The sequence below is a fragment of the Mucilaginibacter conchicola genome (genome assembly GCF_003432115.1).
GTDB lineage: Bacteria > Bacteroidota > Bacteroidia > Sphingobacteriales > Sphingobacteriaceae > Mucilaginibacter > Mucilaginibacter conchicola.
The window spans coordinates 1043748-1063240 of record NZ_QWDC01000001.1 but is presented as its reverse complement, the minus strand read 5'-3'; the positions used below and the strand labels follow the sequence as shown (position 1 = coordinate 1063240).

Annotated in this window: 21 protein-coding genes; 14 read left to right on the top strand and 7 right to left on the bottom strand. The window is 41.2% G+C overall.

All coding sequences use genetic code 11. The features are described 5' to 3' along the window. The first annotated feature begins 243 nt into the window (after positions 1-243). Positions 244-1737 carry an alpha-amylase gene (locus D0C36_RS04660; protein WP_117390389.1) on the top strand — a complete coding sequence of 498 codons (1494 nt, stop codon included), beginning with the start codon at positions 244-246 and terminating at the stop codon, positions 1735-1737. A 135-nt stretch (positions 1738-1872) separates the two neighbouring features. Here D0C36_RS04660 and D0C36_RS04655 read toward each other — a convergent pair whose 3' ends face one another. Together D0C36_RS04655 and D0C36_RS04650 are read right to left on the bottom strand one after the other, a co-directional pair. Continuing rightward, positions 1873-2247 (bottom strand): response regulator transcription factor, encoded by a 375-nt coding sequence (locus tag D0C36_RS04655; protein ID WP_117390388.1) that lies wholly within the window; start codon positions 2245-2247, stop codon positions 1873-1875. A gap of 66 nt (positions 2248-2313) precedes the next feature. After that, entirely contained in the window at positions 2314-2520 is a 207-nt protein-coding gene (locus tag D0C36_RS04650; RefSeq protein WP_262512195.1) for an ATP-binding protein, read from the bottom strand. 616 nt (positions 2521-3136) lie between these two features. Between D0C36_RS04650 and D0C36_RS04645 the strand changes: the two genes are divergently transcribed. Further along, positions 3137-3832 carry a DUF2490 domain-containing protein gene (locus D0C36_RS04645; RefSeq protein WP_117390386.1) on the top strand — a complete coding sequence of 232 codons (696 nt, stop codon included), beginning with the start codon at positions 3137-3139 and terminating at the stop codon, positions 3830-3832. Positions 3833-4069: 237 nt separating this feature from the next. Here D0C36_RS04645 and D0C36_RS24475 read toward each other — a convergent pair whose 3' ends face one another. Next, positions 4070-4210: a hypothetical protein gene (locus D0C36_RS24475; RefSeq protein WP_158557074.1), complete on the bottom strand. Its 141-nt coding sequence runs from the start codon at positions 4208-4210 to the stop codon at positions 4070-4072. On the opposite strand from D0C36_RS24475, the gene D0C36_RS04640 reads away from it, so the two are divergent. The 7 genes from D0C36_RS04640 to D0C36_RS04610 all read left to right on the top strand — a co-directional run bounded on the left by D0C36_RS04640 (position 4203) and on the right by D0C36_RS04610 (position 10030). Beyond that, positions 4203-4445, top strand: coding sequence for a hypothetical protein (locus tag D0C36_RS04640; protein ID WP_147321931.1), 243 nt, complete (start codon positions 4203-4205; stop codon positions 4443-4445). The two genes, D0C36_RS24475 and D0C36_RS04640, sit on opposite strands and share 8 nt — an antisense overlap. Before the next feature lie 534 nt (positions 4446-4979). Further along, on the top strand, positions 4980-5195 hold the full coding sequence (locus tag D0C36_RS04635; RefSeq protein WP_117390384.1) for a hypothetical protein: 216 nt from the start codon (positions 4980-4982) through the stop codon (positions 5193-5195). A gap of 74 nt (positions 5196-5269) precedes the next feature. Beyond that, positions 5270-5512 carry a hypothetical protein gene (locus D0C36_RS04630; protein WP_117390383.1) on the top strand — a complete coding sequence of 81 codons (243 nt, stop codon included), beginning with the start codon at positions 5270-5272 and terminating at the stop codon, positions 5510-5512. 203 nt (positions 5513-5715) lie between these two features. Beyond that, entirely contained in the window at positions 5716-6894 is a 1179-nt protein-coding gene (locus tag D0C36_RS04625; RefSeq protein WP_117390382.1) for a glycosyltransferase family protein, read from the top strand. Next, the gene (glf, locus tag D0C36_RS04620) at positions 6894-8018 is read left to right on the top strand and encodes a UDP-galactopyranose mutase (protein WP_117390381.1); all 1125 of its coding nucleotides are present in this window, start codon (positions 6894-6896) and stop codon (positions 8016-8018) included. Before D0C36_RS04625 ends, glf begins: the two co-directional genes overlap by 1 nt. Further along, on the top strand, positions 8002-9618 hold the full coding sequence (locus D0C36_RS04615) for a family 1 glycosylhydrolase (protein ID WP_117390380.1): 1617 nt from the start codon (positions 8002-8004) through the stop codon (positions 9616-9618). Before glf ends, D0C36_RS04615 begins: the two co-directional genes overlap by 17 nt. 1 nt (position 9619) lies before the next feature. Next, positions 9620-10030, top strand: coding sequence for an SET domain-containing protein (locus tag D0C36_RS04610; protein WP_117390379.1), 411 nt, complete (start codon positions 9620-9622; stop codon positions 10028-10030). A 30-nt stretch (positions 10031-10060) separates the two neighbouring features. Here the strand turns inward: D0C36_RS04610 and D0C36_RS04605 are convergent, their stop codons facing one another. The 4 genes from D0C36_RS04605 to D0C36_RS04590 all read right to left on the bottom strand — a co-directional run bounded on the left by D0C36_RS04605 (position 10061) and on the right by D0C36_RS04590 (position 12494). After that, on the bottom strand, positions 10061-10210 hold the full coding sequence (locus tag D0C36_RS04605) for a myosin N-terminal SH3-like domain-containing protein (RefSeq protein WP_117390378.1): 150 nt from the start codon (positions 10208-10210) through the stop codon (positions 10061-10063). Between the two features lie 28 nt (positions 10211-10238). Beyond that, complete coding sequence (locus D0C36_RS04600) at positions 10239-10817, bottom strand: DUF892 family protein (protein WP_117390377.1); 579 nt, start codon at positions 10815-10817, stop codon at positions 10239-10241. Next, positions 10801-11883: a fatty acid desaturase gene (locus D0C36_RS04595; RefSeq protein ID WP_117390376.1), complete on the bottom strand. Its 1083-nt coding sequence runs from the start codon at positions 11881-11883 to the stop codon at positions 10801-10803. The genes D0C36_RS04600 and D0C36_RS04595 overlap by 17 nt, the downstream gene beginning before the upstream one ends. A gap of 125 nt (positions 11884-12008) precedes the next feature. After that, positions 12009-12494, bottom strand: coding sequence for a hypothetical protein (locus D0C36_RS04590; RefSeq protein ID WP_117390375.1), 486 nt, complete (start codon positions 12492-12494; stop codon positions 12009-12011). 165 nt (positions 12495-12659) lie between these two features. Here D0C36_RS04590 and D0C36_RS04585 point away from each other — a divergent pair, with 165 nt between their 5' ends. From D0C36_RS04585 to D0C36_RS04565, 5 genes are all read left to right on the top strand, one after another. Continuing rightward, entirely contained in the window at positions 12660-15611 is a 2952-nt protein-coding gene (locus D0C36_RS04585) for a CheR family methyltransferase (RefSeq protein ID WP_117390374.1), read from the top strand. After that, positions 15586-17124 carry a PAS domain-containing sensor histidine kinase gene (locus tag D0C36_RS04580; RefSeq protein WP_117390373.1) on the top strand — a complete coding sequence of 513 codons (1539 nt, stop codon included), beginning with the start codon at positions 15586-15588 and terminating at the stop codon, positions 17122-17124. The genes D0C36_RS04585 and D0C36_RS04580 overlap by 26 nt, the downstream gene beginning before the upstream one ends. 12 nt (positions 17125-17136) lie before the next feature. Continuing rightward, positions 17137-17784 carry a response regulator gene (locus D0C36_RS04575; protein WP_117390372.1) on the top strand — a complete coding sequence of 216 codons (648 nt, stop codon included), beginning with the start codon at positions 17137-17139 and terminating at the stop codon, positions 17782-17784. Between the two features lie 343 nt (positions 17785-18127). After that, positions 18128-18514 (top strand): response regulator, encoded by a 387-nt coding sequence (locus D0C36_RS04570; RefSeq protein WP_117390371.1) that lies wholly within the window; start codon positions 18128-18130, stop codon positions 18512-18514. A gap of 60 nt (positions 18515-18574) precedes the next feature. Beyond that, on the top strand, positions 18575-19156 hold the full coding sequence (locus D0C36_RS04565; RefSeq protein WP_117390370.1) for a hypothetical protein: 582 nt from the start codon (positions 18575-18577) through the stop codon (positions 19154-19156). The last annotated feature ends 337 nt before the right edge of the window (positions 19157-19493 follow it).

Genomic DNA, 19493 nt, shown 5'->3' with positions numbered 1-19493 from the left:
TTGGCGCTATCCGACGTGTTTTCGCTGTAATGAATTTTTGTTTAACGATTTGAATTTTAACGATGAATGCACGATCACCCTGGGCCGCGGCGGTCAAAAACTTATTCCATGCGCAGAATCTTCCGGCACTTTTTAAGGAGCCAAAGTTTTATCAAAATTGAAGCCGGAGCATAATATTTCAAACCAGAACTCATTATATAAGTTATCTGTCCGGCGCGCTTTTATTTTGCCAAAAAACAACCTATGGAAAACTTCACCATGTTACAATTCTTTGAATGGTATTACCCGGCAGACGGCAGTTTGTGGAAGCACTTCAAAGCTGAAGCTGAGCACTTAAAAAATATAGGAATCGATACCGTTTGGCTGCCACCGGCACATAAAGGGATGGCAGGCAGCCAAGCAAATGGATACGATTCTTATGATCTGTACGATCTGGGTGAATTTGATCAGAAGGGATCGGTAGCTACAAAATATGGCACCAAACAGGAACTGATCGATGCGGTGGCCGCAGCAAAAGCCGCGGGCCTGAAAGTCTATGCCGATATCGTCCTGGACCATATGGGCGGCGCAGATGAAAAAGAAACCATTACAGTTCGCAAGGTCAACCCAGACAACCGTAACGAATTCATTAGCGATCCTTACGAGATTGAAGCCTTTACCAAATTTATTTTCCCAGGCCGTAAGGGCCAATATTCACAATTTATCTGGGATCATCAGTGTTTTGCCGGTGTAGATTACGATGCACGCACAAAAGAAACGGCTATCTTCAGCATCCAGAACGAATCTGGCGAAGGTTGGCAACAGGTGATGTCTGATGAGCACGGTAATTATGATTTTTTAATGCTTTGTGATATTGATTTCCGAAATCCGAACGTGAGGGAAGAATTGAAACGCTGGGGCAAATGGTATTATAAGACTGTCGGTTTCAATGGTTTTCGTTTGGATGCCATCAAACATATGGACCCAACCTTCTTTAATGAGTGGCTGGATTACCTGCGGACTGAATTACAGCACGAATTCTTTACAGTGGGTGAATATTGGGAGCCTTATAATCTGCAACCTATGCTGAACTATATCGAAGCGACCGGTGGCCGCATGTCCTTATTCGACGCTCCTTTGCAGGGCAATTTTCATAAAGCTTCTAATGGAGGAAATAACTTTGATCTCCGCAGTATTTTCGACGGAACTTTAGTTCAGGCGAATCCCGCACTGGCGGTCACTTTGGTAGAAAATCACGATACTCAGCCTTTACAATCTTTAGAACAACCGGTACAGGCCTGGTTCAGGCCTATTGCTTATGCATTGATCCTGCTACGTGCAGATGGTTATCCTTGTATTTTCTACACAGACCTATACGGCGCAAAGTATAAAGATAAGGGCGGAGACGGTGAAGACTATAAAGTTACCTTAGAAAATGTGGATGAGATGGAGGCTTTATTATATGCACGTAAACATTTAGCTTATGGTGAGCAACACGATTATTTCGACCATCCGAATTGCATCGGATGGACGAGAATCGGGAACGAGGAACATCAAAACTCTGGCTGCGCGGTACTAATTTCTAATGGCGACGCTGGTACCAAAAATATGGAGTTGGGCAGTAATTTTGCGGGCAAAGTATTTGTCGATCTATTAAATAAAATAAATGAGGAAATAAGGATTAATGAAGATGGCTGGGCGCAATTTACGGTTAAGGCCGGTTCGGTTTCTGTTTGGGGTTTGAAAGAACACCCATAATTTAAAATAGTAATCTGTTCGGAGAATTTAATAGGAACGCTGTCAACCGGTTCCTAAATGCAACGCGGTTTGCATCCAGTTTAGATTCAGTTCATTCACGATCAATCGTAGAAAATGTGGCAATTTTTCCCCGTTTCAGGCCGCCAGCTTTTTGACCCGGGCAATTAGCTCCCGGATATCGAAAGGTTTCGCCAAGTGGTCGTTTGCGCCGCAACTGCTGGTTTTCAGGTCAGCCGTCCCGTGAGTAGCAGAAACAATCAACACCGGGATTGCTTCCGTTGCCGGGTCAGTCTTCAAGGCACGGCAAATTTCACGGCCGTCTGCATCGCCCAGCATGACATCTAACAACACGATATCAGGATGTTCCAGCTTGGCGACCTGTATGACCTGGTGACCGTTATCCAGGCCTGTGACGACATACCCTTCCATGTCTAGTACCATCATGATAATATCGCGGATGTTAGGATCATCGTCAACTACTAACGCTTTGCGAACCTTTTCTTGTGCCATACTGCCGGCCGGTGGCCGGTTAGGGGCTATCGGATAGTTATTAAAGACAAATAATGTACCAATAAATTATCCTAACGGAATCGTCAGGGTGAAGCAGGTCGCTTCGTCATTATAACTAATAGCAAGTTCGCCGCTATGCGCCTTCGCGATCTTGGCCGCAATAAAAAAGCCCAGGCCCAATCCCTGTTGCCCCGGTTTGATCTTTCCCCTGGAAAAAGGCTGGCAGAGGTTCCTGAGCAAAACCTCCGATATCGGCTGCCCGGCATTAAAGATCCCTCCCTCTATTTTTCCGCGCGAAATCGAATACGTTCTCGATTAGTTCCCGCATTCCGAAGAAAGTCTCTCAGAATGTACGCAAGGCGTCGCATACGGTCATCGAGTGGCATGCGCAGCACGAGCTGCGCAACATTATGATTGATCGCGCCGGCCGGGTTCGCAGGTCATGTCCCAGTATAGCGATAAACTGCTCCCGCAACTCTGCTATCTGCCGTTTTGGGAAATTTTGAAGTGTTGTAACGCCGGGCTCAACAGGACAGTTAGGTTAAGAACCTATGTGCCCTCCGCTGTACTGATGCTGTTTTTGGCAAGTTTTCTTGGACTTTCAAAAGTTTTTAAGTACTTGACGACTTTCCTAAGTCTGCGTTCATCTTAGCTGGTCTATTATCACCTATTTGAGACAATCAAAATATTAACGTCAAAATCCAATACTTCCGGGTTCGGACGACGCAAAATTTAAATGCAGTTGTATGAATTTTTAAATATTAACGCATGCTTAACAAAAGCTAATTTTTGGGGTTGTAAGTGTAGAGTGATTATTGATTTTAGTAATTGAAATTAACGATCTCCATTAACCGATAAAAAGGGATTGTAAGTAATTGACCTATGTAATATGACGAGACAAATTTCAGCTCTTGTATTTTTCTCGTTTTTTGCAACGCTTGGATACGGACAATCTGTTAATAATAGGGGTTGGTTTTTTCTGAGTAACACGCATTCTTTATCCAAAAAAATTGATCTGTTAACTGATGTGCAGCTACGCTCTGCAAATCAATTTGAATACTTCAATACTTTGCTATTGCGAGGCGCCTTTAGTTACAATTTTAATAAAAAGAGATCTTTGGCACTGGGTTATGCTTACAAAGGCGATTGGGAGCATCAACAAAGTAAAATTATTTACTCGCCGGAGAATCGGATTTATGAGCAATACCTTTACAATTTTAAAGCAGGCAAAACAGAGTTGAATTTTCGTTTACGTTTGGAACAGCGTTTTTTGAAGGAGGATGACCGCTCTTTCTTTTCTCAGCGTGTTCGGGCGTTTATCAGCGCGCAGATCCCCTTGGTTGCCGATACCGGTTTCACCAGAGGACTATTTACCGGTGTACAGGACGAGCTCTTTTTTAACGCTCAAAATAATGCTAATGTAAATAACAGTCTGTTCGATCAAAACCGGTCATTCATTTCTTTAGGCTATCGGGTCAGCAAAAAAATTGATGCGGAGTTTGGTTATATGTACTGGCTTCAAAAAGAAAAAGAGGGTATTACCAGAACTAACGTTTGGCAGTTAATGCTAACAACGAAATTCTAGATAAAATTCTACAGTCGAAAAGATTAAACGCATTTTATCGGCTTGTGTCCCGCCTATTTTTGTACCATCTCATCAGGTAGTTCCTGCAATTTTTTCGTTGTCAGTATCGCTCATTTAAAAATGAAGCTGAAAAGCAACTTAAAAGGGTTTTCGCTTGGTTGGAATATATAGTTTTTAGATTCGAAACAATTATTCTAAAAAGAATATTATTTAACTAAAAATAAATAATATATGGGGTTACTCAAACTTGTCATTATAGTCGGCATTTACACGCTTGGTTTTAGTGCTTATGCCCAACGAGGGCTGCCCCCCAAAAACCGGAATCAAAGCGAAAATGGTCACCATTACCCGCAACATCTCGATTAATGATATGATCATTCAACTTGAATCAACAGATATTTGGCAAAACGCAAAACTTGCTGCTAGTACGTTGATAGCAGACCGCTTTACTTACCCTGCCACCGCAACATTTAACCGCAACGAAGTTTGGGTCATGAATGCAAGGTTAAATGAATTGCTTGATAGCAACGCCGTTCCTGCCAAACACTTCGCTATTCACTATGCTGTATTTAGGCCTTTGCCAAAGCCCAAGGAAGCAAATAATCATAATTAATAACTTGCTTAATTGCCAATATGAAAAAACCAATATCTATTACTACCCATGGGATTATCGATTACAATTATGCAATTGTAGTTCCGCTCATACCGCACTTAACAGGATTGACGATCAAAAGATCTCAGCAATTATCTGCTGCGCACTTGGAGCAGGTGCGCTTACGTACATTGTACTTACCAAAGCAAACTGGGGGTTAACAAAACTGATACCTGCCAAAACGCCGTTGCCGATTTATATTACGATAAGTCTGTTGGTATTGGCATCACCCTGCTTATTAGCGTTCAATAAAAAGAATGTGGCTCGTAACGCGCTGATGAGCATTGGTGTTACGGGACTTATGGCTTCTTTACTTACAGATCCGGTTCAAAAGGAAGGAAAATAAGAAAAAGTTAAAAACGAGTAATAGCCACATAGTCAGCAGGTATTATACTCTTATTGGAAATAATCCTAACTGATATTTTTGATAAAAGCATGAATAATATTGGTGCTGTATTCAACACCAATATGCTTTAACTATCAATATCTATGACTATGATCGTTATCAGGATTAAAGATCCAGAATCAGGATTAATTACGAACATCAGGATACATCCTGTAAACAATTTCACTTTTAAGGCATGGGTAGTTATGATACCAGGCGGGAAGAACGTTTTGCTTTTTAAAAAAGAAGGCTATTGGCATATAATACCCAAAAATATCAGTCAATTTTATGCTGAAAAAATCGGTGATAAACTTCTTAAGTTATAATCAACCTACATCCACTAAGCGTAAGCTTACAGTAATACATTCAATTAAATAACAATCATACCGATAACAAAAACATGGAAAACAATCAATCAAAAAGCGAAGGCCCTGTTGCCAAAGCTATCGAAGAACAAACCGCTAAACTGCCATCAGATATTTTTCTGTGGGCGGCATTAGCATCAATGGCTACCTCATTAACGCTGAAGATCTTTCAAAAGAAGCACACCGCCTTATTCGTAGGGCAATGGGCAGCGCCATTTCTTTTGCTGGGTGTATACAACAAACTGGTAAAACTCGAAGGCCACGACAAAGAATCGTAACCAATTAGATCAATTAAAACCAACATGCAATTTTTTCAACTGTATGTTGGTTTTGTTTCGACAGCTCAAGTATTAAGACCGTGCGCAAGTATATCCATTGGACTAAGAGAACCAACTTAACTTATCCCGAAGCCTTCAATATCGCAAAAATAGCTTTATCAATTTTACTAATAAACAATACGCTTCGGCGATAAAAACATGATATGCAATTAATTAAAGATTTAAATAACAAGCCAATCTCTGCAATTCCAGGGCGGTTGCCAACTAATCTGATATGCTTTTCTCACCTGAGATGGGACTTTGTTTTTCAGCGGCCGCAGCACATATTAACGCGTTTGTCTGAGTCAACAGAACTATTTTATATCGAAGAACCCGTTTTTCTTCCGGGGCAAACTACGCCTCATTATGTTTATTTAAAGCGTGGGAAACACATCACCATTGTAAAGCCGCAGCTACCCGAAGGACTCGGGCCAAAAGAATCCAAAGATATCGAGATAGAATTGTTCAAGGACTTTATGGCCGGGCACCAAATGGCTGATTATGCGTTTTGGTATTATACACCTATGGCTTTAGAATTTAGCAGGGGCTATCGACCCGAACTTACAGTATTTGACTGCATGGACGAATTATCTGCTTTCAAATTCGCCCCTGAATCAATAAAACTTTTGGAAAAAGAACTGCTTAAAAAAGCCGATATCGTATTCACCGGAGGTCAATCACTTTACGAAGCCAAAAAAAATCAGCATCAGAACATATATGCTTTTCCAAGCAGTATTGATAAAGCGCACTTTGCGCAAGCCAGAACTTTAAAAGCTAATAAAAAAGATCGTAAGCAACTTGGCTTTTATGGCGTTATTGACGAGCGGTTTGACATAGGCCTCATTAAAGATATGGCCAAAATGCGACCTGAATGGGACATCATTCTTGTAGGCCCTGTGGTAAAGATAGATCCGGACACATTGCCTCAAAATAGCAATATTTACTATACAGGCTCTAAAACGTATGCCGAACTTCCTACCTTGATGGCAGGCTGGGATCTGGCACTTATTCCTTTCATGCTGAACGAATCGACACGCTACATAAGCCCTACAAAAACGCCCGAATACCTCGCAGCAGGACTACCGGTGGTATCCTCAGCGATCAAAGATGTAGTTCATCCGTATGGCAAACTTGGGTTTGTATCTATCGGTACAAACGCGGCAGATTTTGTTGCCAAGGCCGAAATAGAATTGAATCGTTCGAATAAAAAAGAATGGTTACAAAAAGTTGATTTCTTCCTTGCCCAAAATTCGTGGGACCAAACCTGCGAACAGATGACTGAAAAAATGAAGGCCGTACTGGCACCTGCACCTGCAGTTTATAATTCCCTAATTCAATCCTGATGTTTGATTATCTGATTGTCGGCGCGGGATTCGCCGGTAGTATCCTTGCCGAAAGACTTGCCGCTGTAGAAAACAAAAAAGTATTACTGTTAGACAAACGAAATCATATTGGTGGTAATGCATACGATCATTACGATAATGATGGTATTCTGATCCATAAATACGGCCCGCATATTTTTCATACCAATAGTAAAGAGGTATTTGAGCACTTGTCGCGTTTTACAGAATGGCGGCATTACCAACACAAAGTATTGGCCGACCTTGACGGGCAACAGGTCCCTATCCCCATAAACTTAACTACGATAAATACACTTTACAATCTGGATCTAAGCAGTACCGAACTGGATGGGTTTTTTGCATCGAAAGGAGAAAACGTGCCGCAGGTTCGCACCTCAGAAGATGTAGTAGTCAAAGCAGTAGGGCGAGACTTATATAATAAGTTCTTTAAAGGTTATACGCAAAAACAATGGGATCTTGATCCGTCTGAACTTGACGCATCCGTAACTGCCCGGGTACCAACAAGGGTGAATAAAGACGACCGCTATTTTACGGACACATATCAATCAATGCCTTTGCACGGTTACACTCGGATGTTTGAGAAAATGCTTAGCCATCCTAATATAAAAGTGATGCTGAACACAGATTATCATGAAATTGTAGAAAGCATTCCCTTTACAAAAATGATCTTTACCGGACCGGTTGATGAATATTTTGACTATTGCTACGGAAAGCTGCCATATCGATCAATCAACTTTAAATTTGAAACGCTAGATATGGCTAAGTTCCAAAACACCGGGACTATCAATTATCCAAACGATTATCAGTTTACGCGAATAACAGAATTTAAATACCTCACCGGACAAAAGCATCACAAAACAAGTTTGGTTTACGAGTTTCCGACAGCCAAAGGCGACCCATACTATCCTATACCAAGGCCGGAGAATGCAGAGCTGTACAAAAAATACAAATCCCTTGCAGATGCATCTGATACGCACTTTGTAGGCAGGTTGGCCACTTATAAATATTATAATATGGACCAGGTTGTGGCACAAGCACTTCACACATTTAAAAAAATACAGGCGGAAACGGCTGACAAACCGGAGGCTGATGAATTTATTGCCTGAGAAACAAGTTCAAGTTTGGGGCGGGGTAGAATGTACCGTTAACCGGGTTGGAGATGCTTATTTTGATCAGTTGGATCAATCCGGTCATTGGCATCGTGATAGTGATATAAAAATGTTTGCTTCATTAGGATTGAAGAAAATGCGCTTTCCAATTATCTGGGAACGCCATCAGCCTCATAAAGATGTTGCTATCGATTGGGCAGGTACTGCAAAAAAACTTAACGAGCTTCGTGACTATAACATTGATGTTATCGCGGGGCTTGTTCATCACGGAAGTGGCCCTGCCTATGTAGAAATAATGGAAGATAGCTTCGCCATCGGTCTGGCTGCTTATGCCGCTAAGGTTGCAGAACAATTTCCATGGATCAATTATTACACACCCATAAATGAACCTTTGACAACCGCACGTTTCTGCGGCCTTTATGGGCATTGGTACCCACACGCCACCAGCGATCACACATTTTGCAGGATACTACTGAATGAATGCAAAGCAACGGTTCTGGCTATGGAGGCTATAAGAAAAGTCAATCCTGATGCTAAACTGGTACAAACCGACGATCTGGCAAAAGTACATAGCTGCCCGTCATTACTATACCAGTCAGCATTTGAGAATGATAGACGCTGGTTAAGTTTTGATCTACTATGCGGTCATGTAAACGAAAACCACTCTTTATGGGAGTACCTACTTGCACATGGGATGGCTGTGAAAGATCTGGAATATTTTATAGCCAATCCCTGCCCACCTGATATCATGGGTGTCAACTATTATCTTACAAGTGAGCGCTATCTGGATACGCAAAAAACCCTCTACCCGGTGCATACGCATGGTGGAAACGGGCGACATACTTATGCCGATGTGGAAGCGGTAAGGGTAAACAATGTTCGCCCGGCTGGTATAAACCAATTGCTTAGAGAGGCCTGGGAGCGATACCATATCCCTATCGCCATTACCGAAGTGCACTTGCATTGTACGCGCGAAGAACAAATGCGATGGCTTAACGAGATCTGGCTTGCTGCCAATCGAATTAATAGTAACGGCGTTAGTGTAATTGCTATCACACCCTGGGCTTTACTAGGATCTTTCGGGTGGGATAAATTGTTGAAAAGTCATGGTGGAACGTATGAGTCCGGCGTGTTTGACCTTGCAGATGGTTATCCCAGACCAACCATTCTGGCAGCTATGATCAGATCATTTAGCAAAGGCGAAATGTTTTTCCACGTGGTATTAAAGGAAAAGGGTTGGTGGAAGCGTCCCTGCAGGATAATTTATGGGAGTAAACAGGAAACAGAAGCCGAAAATCACTTTGTGCAATTAATTGCTGTAACAGGAAGCCAGGCAAAGCAACTTATTGTTATTTCCAAAAAACGAAACCTCAATATACCCGTGGCAATAAACTTTGATAATAAAATGAAAGTAATTACCCAGGCCAAACCAGATCTTATCATTTATTTTCATGACAATCAGAGTGTTAAGCAAATAGACGCGGCACTTGACATACTGCTTGATGGCGTGTTAGGGGAATGGAAAGTAGATGAAAAGGGTTTTGCGAGCCAATGCGTTAAGAACGTTTTACCTGCGCGCTGCAATATTGCTGTTTAATATGATGAGTTTATACGATATGGCGCTGGTTGATAACGGGAAGCGAAACTTATACACAGGCTTATCATTAATACATGGCAGAGGCTTGTTTACCAATGTTACTGTATTAGCACATACTATACTGTGCCGCCGTTTAGGATTAAGAGATGTTTTGTCACTGCGTGACAAAAGGGCGATCATTGGCGTAGATGGGGTAGACCCCGCCACTCCGGAGGATAGTATTTTTAAGCACATCAATCACTGTTGTCAACCTAACGCCCAGCTTACAGATACAGGCTGCCTGGTAAATGTTAATATACTAACAGAAGATGCGGAGATCACTATAGATTACGCTATAATATTACCCGGTTCGAATTGGGACGGCATTTGCACATGCGGAATGCCGTCCTGCAGGAAGATAATTAAGGCCTAAGGCCTTTTTGAAAGCTATTGATATTGGAAATCAATTCGCCGTGCTGTCATCCGCAACATCATCATCCGGAAAGGTTTTTGTTTCACCAGAATCAAGTTTTACATTCACCTCATCACCAACTGTCTCTAAAACTTCACCTTTTCCATCAGGCGTGCTTACTCTTTGACCTTTTCTGTCCATTTCTAATATTTTTATCCTTTAACAAAATTTACATATGGTTATCTGCCTTTACATCTAAACTTAATTTTATTTTCCTGTTTTCGTATTGCGCAGCCAGATATTTATCTACAATTACATCTATTAATGCCCGGTTATCATTAGCGTCATCAAAACACTCTTGCAACAGTTGCCGGATATCGTCAAATCCTAATTTATCTGCGGCTGACAATACCATCGGGAAAGCGGCTATATCCATACTTTCAAGATTTGAGATATACAATAGAATATCAAACTCGTTGATCATAGGGTCAACGTTTTTGGTTACCGTCGATTGAAAAGTATTTTCATTTAAAGAGAAAACCGGAAGATTCTTTGTTAAAGATTTATCAAAACCCAACAAGGCAAATATTTTATCTAAACGTAAAATTTGCACCGCAAGATCATTCGTTATTTCCATCATAACCGATTTTAGCTCCCCAGAGGCAGCCTGGCATGCAATTTTCGGGAGCCGGGTAACGAGGGACCGTTTTGTGCGGTATATGCTTAACAGGCTTGCTGTTAAAAAACTAAAAAGTTGAGTATCTGGAACATCTCTGACAGGCTTTGAAATTTCAGGTGGATTTTGCATGTGAGTAGTTGGTTAAGGTGGAAGTATCGGATGTTTTGTTTTTTAATTTGTTGTAAGGCAAATAATAATCATCATAAAATTTCTGCTTATAATCTCTGTAATAGCTTACTGCCCCCAACCAGCTCATTAATTTGATATAATACCAGGCGAGGTCAATCTGACGGGGCTTAAACCCGCTTCTTGCACTTCTGGGATATAAGTGATGATTGTTATGCCATTCTCCTGCCACTAAACCTGGCCATAACTGGTTAATGGATTTATCATACTCGTTAAAATCAACGCCGTTACGATGTTGAGTTTTTCCTTTTCCATGTCCTTCATAATTAAAAGTGCGAACACCGATTGCCCAAACTGCAGCTGCGCCAAACAGGCATGTAACTAAGGCTAAATCCCCAATTAAATAAAAAACAAGGAACCAGAATAGCCAATTTAAAATCCAGGATAAAACCGCCCATACCGGGCTGGCATAAGAACCCCAACAGCTGTATTGTTTAAAGCTATTACCAGCAACGCCGGTATGAGCCATCAGATAACAGACTCGCTTATATTGCTGTTCATTCAAATTTTTTGCAATGGGCTGATGGTTAACATCTGCCAAAAAGCAATATAAAAACCCCGCTTCGGCATTATAAGGGTCGCCAGGCTGGTCAGATTTATAATGATGTACGTGATGCGAGATGACATAAATTTCTTCAGGAATAACATTTATAGTTAAGTTTTGCGTGATAAACCTCCAGAATCGGTTCCGGAATTTATATGCACGATGCGTACAATACCGGTGATGCCAGATGGTGCCATGCGTGCCCATCACGATCATACCGTAGATAAACGCGCAAATTAACGTCCACCAGTTCATATAGTAAAGCGCAAAGCTTACAAAAAAAGGTATGAGGCACAGTACTTTTAACCAACTGAAGAAAGGCAACCAGTTTTTTCTATCTCGGAAAATATTGACCCTTGATAAAAATTCCACAATAATTTGCGAGGTTGTAGGGCGCGAGAGATTCCCGTTGATATCGGTCCATCCGTAGGAAGGCGGTTGTAAAACGTGATCAAGAAAAGCCATATCATCAAACTTGAGTTATCTGTTTTCAGTTCAAACTGTCGGGTTAACTCAAAGTTGAGACTTTGGATTTTTACATATCAGTAATTAATACGCCTGGCAGGCTGGAAAAATACTCTATCTGGATTTTAGTTTACTAAACTTTGATACGATCGAATATGGTCACTTAATACAGAAAGATGAAAGCCTGTTTTATTTTCGCTTTGATAGCTATTAAATAAATTGACAAGGCGATCGTCATTTAAAACCGTCACCAATAACTGGATATTTTCAAAAGCGGCAGCTGTCACGGCATTTATCATATTGATATAATATAGTAGTGCAAGGTTCCGCTCAACGATATTTTCTTGCGTTTTCAGGATACTATCGAAGACAGTATCCGCAAAATTGATCAGGTCTTTACAGTAAACGAAAGAATATTCCAGATTTATCAATGCGTAAATTGATTCAAGTTTTGAACACCGGGCTTCTGCGTTTTCGCAAATAATATTGATCAGGCTTTGGAAATCATCAAAATCGGGATGTGCGCATATATCAGATAATCGCTCTACAAGGTGCGATTCTGCGCAGTAAAGCTGATTTAGGTATCCCGTAAATTGAGCATGGATAATCATAGGACAGTTTGCACAATTGATGATGTACAACAAAATTACGGCGATGTATTTTTACTCTTTAAGTAAATTACACCAATTTCATAGGTTAAATACTTCACTTTTTTAAACCGTGTCATAAATCTAATTTTATGGTTACTTTTATCACCTACCTACTAAGCGCGACCGATGCCTGAGACACCCGAGAAAAACGAAATTACAGAACAAGTAACGATTGAAGCCGATCCGAGGAATACATCATCTGAATCTTTCCCTGTAATAGGCCTGGGCGGTTCGGCAGGATCTTTCCTGTCTTTTGAAAAATTCTTTTCGAAAATGCCTGCAGATAGCGGGATGTCCTTTGTCATTATCATGCATCTTGATCCGAATTACCGTAGTCATCTTGATGAGGTCTTCCAGCGTTTTACGCCGATGCCTGTTTCTGAAGCGGTCGACGGAATGGTTATCGAACCTAATAAAGTGTACCTGATACCCCGTAACAAAGATATGGGGATGCATAACCGGCGGTTGTTATTAATGCCGCCGTCTAAAACAAAGGGTGTTCGCCAGCCTATCGACTTTTTTCTGCAAAGCCTTGCTGACGACCAATGGGGTAAAGGGGCGGGTGTCATTTTCTCTGGCATGGGTTCTGATGGTGAAACCGGTATCCGTATGCTTAAAGAAAAACTTGGCGTAACTTTAGTTCAGGACCCCTTAACTGCAGAATATGACAGTATGCCCAGGGCAGCTATCGGAACCGGTCTGGTTGATTTTGTACTTGCGCCGGAGGAAATGCCACATAGCCTTATCCGGTATATGAACCACCCTGCGCTCGCACTGGATTCGGATCAGGAGCGGTTTGCTATGCAAACAGGTAATGCCGTGCAGAAAGTTTTGATGCTGTTAAGGTCTTACACCGGCAATGATTTCGCTCAATATAAAATGAGCACCATCACCAGAAGAATTGACAGGCGGATAGCTTATTATCAGTTAAAAGATTACGACAGTTATGTAGATCTGCTCAAAGAGAATCCACAGGAAATAAAAACACTTTTTAACGAACTACTGATAGGAGTTACAAAGTTTTTTAGAGATGAGGAAGCTTTTGACAGATTAAAATCAAAAATATATAACTTGTTGAAAAACAAGAACGAAGACGATCCCATACGCGTTTGGATTGCAGGATGTTCCACGGGGGAAGAAGCCTATTCTGTCGCCATGATCATTATGGAATGCCAGGATGAAGAACCTAACCACATCCAGCGTAAAGTACAGATCTACGCTACCGATCTGGATCAGGACGCATTGGAGCATGCGCGGGCAGGAGTTTATCATGGAAATATTGCCGCTTACATTTCACCTGAGCGCTTGCGAAGGTTTTTTACAAAAAGAGGAAATGGATACGTAGTGAACAAACATATGCGGGAGATGATCGTATTCGCTCAGCAAAATATAATCAAAGATGCGCCCTTTATACGGCTTGATTTGATTTGCTGCCGCAATATGCTGATCTATTTTACTGCTGAACTCCAAAAAAGGATCATTCCGCTATTTTATTACGCACTTAATCCCGGTGGGTTATTGTTAATGGGCCCCGCCGAAACCATTGGGGGCTTTACCGATATGTTTTTATCGGTAGATCATAAATGGAAGCTATTTGAACGAATGAAAGGCAATGTACAGGCTACCAGACTGGCCGATTTCCCTTTTAATGTTGCGCCGGTACCAATGCTGGAAGATAAATCGGACAAAAAAGCTCCGGCATTGAACCCGGTAAAGTCGGCAAATGAATTTTTTAACCGGGTGTTGATAGAACACGTTGCACCTGCTGCCATATTGGTAGATATAAAAGGTACCATTTTGTTTACAAATGGAAAAACCGATGAATTATTGTCGTTCCCGAGCGGCCAGGCAACCATGAGTATTCATAAAATGGTTCGGGAAGAGTTGCGTTACCCGGTAGAATACTGCATAAGTCAGGCCTTGGCTGATGGAAAGAACGTCGCAGTGCGCGATGTAAGGCTAAAAGGTGAAAAATCTGACCAGGTGATCAATCTGCGTGCTGTTAAAGTTGAAGAAGAAGGCATGCAGGATTCGGTATTGTTGATTTTTGAAAAATCTATTGCTCCTGTAAAGCGGAATAACCGGATAAAGGCTGCAACTGCGGATGAATCTTCGCGGGTGTCTGAGCTTGAACGCGAACTGCTGTTTACACGGCAAAGGTTAAATAATACCATTGAGCAAATGGAATCATCGATGGAAGAACTAAAATCAACAAACGAAGAATTGCAAAGCACAAATGAGGAATTGCAGAGTACCAACGAGGAATCGCTGACCACGAAAGAGGAAATGCAATCGCTAAATGAAGAGCTGATGACTATTAATGTGCAATATCAGTCGAAGGCAGAAGAGCTTACAAGGCTTAATAATGACATGAAAAACCTGCTCGACGTTACCGAGATCGGCACCATCTTCCTGGACAATAACTTAATTATTCTTCGTTATACGCCACAAGTTAAAGAGCTGTTTAACCTCATCTCAACAGATATAGGTCGGCCTATCATGCATGTAGTGGACAATTTTGAACAATCACTTAAGGAAGATGACATTAGGGAAGTAATAGATAAGCTCGCGATCAAGGAAATCGATATGAGCACATATGACAAGGAATGGTATCGGGTCAGGATTATGCCTTACCGTACGTCTGATAATTTTATATCAGGTGCGGTGATCACCTTTACGTTGATAACAGATTTTAAATTAATGCAGTCGCAACTGAATACACTTAAAGAGTATACAGATGCAATGGCCGAACAATCTACCTTGGCAATGTGCAGGTTGGACAGATCATTGTCTATTACACATGCAAACCCGGCATTCCTTAATTTCTTTGAAGTACTAAGGACGGATCTGCTTGGAAAATCGCTACCCGCTTTTCTGAGCCAGCGTTGGCAAACAGATGCAACTATCGAGACGTTGGATAAATGCCTTGCGACGGGAATGCCGCAGGAAGCGGCTATTTTGATACCCGGGACGGATAAGGAAATAATTATCAGGTCTCGTCTATTTGATGCTGAACTCAAAAACGACATTTTCTTAATCTTGTTTACGATCGATGACGAAACAATCAGCCAACCCTAAAGAGGATAAATTATCTGGTGATTTTTATCTTCTCCAGCAACTGCAGCTTCACCAAGCTGAGCTTGAAATGCAGAATGATGAACTGCGGTTGGCTAATGAACAGTTAGAACTGCAGCAGTTAAAATTTGCGGGTATCTATGATCTGGCCCCGATAGGATATTTTATTTTAAATACTGACGGAATCGTAAATGAGGTAAACAATGCAGGCATGAGCATGTTGGGGACAATAAAACGCAGGATCCTGAACAAGCGGCTGCAATCATTTTTGTCGCCAGAATACGCTGACCGCTACCATTTTTTTTTTCGCGATCTCATCAGGACCAAATCCAAACAAAGTTGTCTTCTTAAATTACTTACTGATAATGCTTCGGAAGTTTATGTGCAGGTAGAAGGTATTGCTATTTCTCCTGCGGAGGCGATGCCGCTTCAGTGTGATATTGCTATGATCGACGTTACCGAACGTGTAAACGCAGATAAAAACCTGATCAAAACTAAGGAAAGACTTGAACTCGCTTTGGAAGCTTCTGCCTCTGGTACCTGGGAACTGGAACCTGATACCATGACCTTTTTCCTGGATGATACCAACTTTCAAATATTTGCTATTAAAAATAACGAATTTGATGATAAGTATCAAACCTTTATCAATATGGTGCATCCTGATGACCGAAAAAGAGTTGATCAGCACTTTCGCAAATCTTTGAACCAACAAAGCGAAATTGATGTGGTGTGCAGGTTCCTAAACTATGCAGGACATGAATGCTTTGCCAGTATACGCGGCCACGTTGTACGTGAGGAGAGCCAGCCTGATCGTTTTATTGGTATCATGATGGATATAACGGAAAAGCGCAGGATAGAACAAGAGTCCGCCCGATTAAAACATGATCAGCAGACTGCCATCGCGCTGGCTACACTGGCCGCCGAAGAAAATGAGCGCAAAAGGATAAGTGATGCCCTGCACGATGGCGTAAGCCAGTTACTGTACGGTATTCGTATCCGCCTATCTGCTTTACAAACTGATGATAACCTACCCGAGGTAAACGGAGTGAACGCGCTTTTAGACGCTGTTATTGAAGAAACCAGGAATTTATCATTTCGATTGGCACCTGCTATTCTTGCAGATTTCGGACTGGGTGCCACCCTTGAAGAACTTTGTACGCGGTTGTCTACAGACCAGATGGAGATAACTGCCAATCTCAGTGGATTTTCCAGAAGATTTTCGTTGGACATTGAAATAAGCATTTTTCGAATTATACAAGAACTGGTAAATAATGCAATGAAACATTCAGGTGCTTCAAAAATTACTATCGATGTGCACAAAAATAAACTTATTGAGATCCACGTTACGGATAACGGCAGGGGGTTCCCACCTACAGCGCCGCCCCAGGTGCCTACAGGCGCGGGGCTAACAAGCATACGTAACCGTGTAAACCTGTATAATGGAACTTTGCAGGTTAAATCTTCTGTTGGCAGTGGAACATCTGTCACAGCAACCTTGAGTTACAGGAATGAATAAAGCAGATATCTTATGATACAAATTATTTTAGCAGAAGATCACCACATTGTTCGCGGGGGAATCCGTTCACTGCTTGAGAAGGAAAAAAACTTTTCAATTGCAGGAGAAGCTTCAAATGGGCAGGATGTGCTTAATTTGCTCGATAATGGTGTCAAAGCTAACATTATCCTGGCGGATATGAATATGCCCCAATTAGGTGGAATAGAGCTTGCTGAAAAGCTAAAAACAAATTATCCTGAAACAAAAGTGATTATTTTAAGTGCTATGGATAACGAGAAGTACGTATTAAAAGCTTTTAAAGCCGGTGCTAAGGGGTATCTGTTAAAAAGCGTCAGTCCGGACGAATTGGTATTCGCGATCAAACATACACATCACTTTACGCAATACATTTGTTCAGATCTTGCAAGACGTTTTTTGAACAGATTGCTGGCTCTTCCTGACCCCGTAACCCACAAAAATGTACAGGATCTTGATTTTTCTACCCGCGAAATTGAAATATTATCTTTATTAGGTGAAGGTTTCACTAATCAGGAAATTGCAGATAAATTGTTTACCAGTAAGCGAACTATCGAAAATCAACGGCAGGCGATGATCGATAAAAGCGGAACGCGAAATACTATCGCCTTGGTAAGATTTGCAATACTAAACGGGATTATCTAAACCGTCATCAGCATCTTCTGTTTTTACCTCAACTATTGCACCCCCATACTCACGATGGATGTAAATTTTGCTATAGCTTCTAATTACCCATTTTTTGACTAAGTTTTACTAATCTCACATGGTTAACTTCTCAGAGTGACCCTTGTCACCATCAAAAATTTACCGTATTCGAACACTCCTAAAAAGAGTAAAACGCGTATGCAATTTGGGGATTTCAACATTTTTAGTAAAAATCGCCTTTAGTAATTTTGGTTTATTAATAAGTAAAAGCGTTTCGCATTACATTAAAATTAGCGATGGCTTTGTACCCCTCTGCATTATTCATGTAACTAAAGTACTAAATATGAACAAACGTATACTAATAATAGATGACAGATCAGAAGTTCTTGACATAGTACAGGAGGTATTAATGTATGAGGGTTTTGAGGTGGATACCGCTCCTAATGCGAAAGATGTATTAGATCTTATAACGCGAAGAAGACCGGACCTGATATTGATCGATTATTCACTGGGTGATCCGGATGGCGGTGCAGTTTGTGCGCTTATAAAAAATTCCGTTTCATCAGCGCGCCTCCCGGTGATCATTTTTTCTGCCTATTCAGACAAAGGGCTTAAACCCGGCAGCTTCGGCTGCGAAGATTTTATTTCAAAACCGTTTAACATAGACGAATTGATCAATAAAGTGAAATTGCATTCACGGTCATCGACATTGTTCACTAAGAACGGCTAATCATTAATTAATACCTGCCTTAAGGCAGGTCTACGATCCTGTAAAAATCAACAGAAACATATGAAAAAAGTATTATTTATTACAGTTATTTTAACAATCCTTAATGGCTTGAATGCAACGGCACAGATTCAGAAAGGAAATGTTATGGTCGGTGGCAATTTCACCAATATCAATCTGGGCTTAAATGATCCGAAGGTGTTTAGCCTTGATGTCACTCCGAAAGCCGCATGGTTCGTACAAGACAATATCGCCTTAGGCGCTTATGTTGACCTAGGCATCCAAACAGCAAAAGGGTCAAATACTACCGTTAATTATGGTTTAGGTGCTTTAGGACGGTACTACACAGGGTCAGACGTAGAAATACTAAAACACGGACGCCTATTCGGAGAAGGCACCATCGGCCTTGGCGGCGTAAACGTTAGTAATGGCGGAGGCAATACTAACGGGCTTGACTTTAGCTTCGGGCCCGGTTTTGCGTACTTTATTACGCCAAATATCGGATTGGAGACTCTTCTTAAATATAATGGATTAGGTGGGTTCGGCAGTCAGGGTTATCAGAGCAATCTGAATTTGTCCTTTGGCTTCCAAATATATTTACCTGCACGCAGCACCGGCAATAAAATAAAAAACGATGTAAGATGATGATAGCCTATCGATAAAAATGTCTTTAACTGGGGGCGTGTCAAATAAGCTTGGTATTTACCAAACGATAAGTGAATTGGTTTGAATAATAGCGTTATTAAATGGTTTAATATGATACCGCATTATGCGGTATCATATTAATTACCACCTAATGTATTGCTTTTGCAATAAAATTTGAGAAGTTTATGATGTGCTAGATTGCATTTCTTACTGGCAGTTTCACTTAATAGGCCATACATCAGAACCAAAGGTCTTCCAGGATTTGCTACTAGTGTTTGAGTCCCACGCTGGTTAACTATCAGTTAAGTTAATTGCCGTTCGGAAAACAATTCTGAGC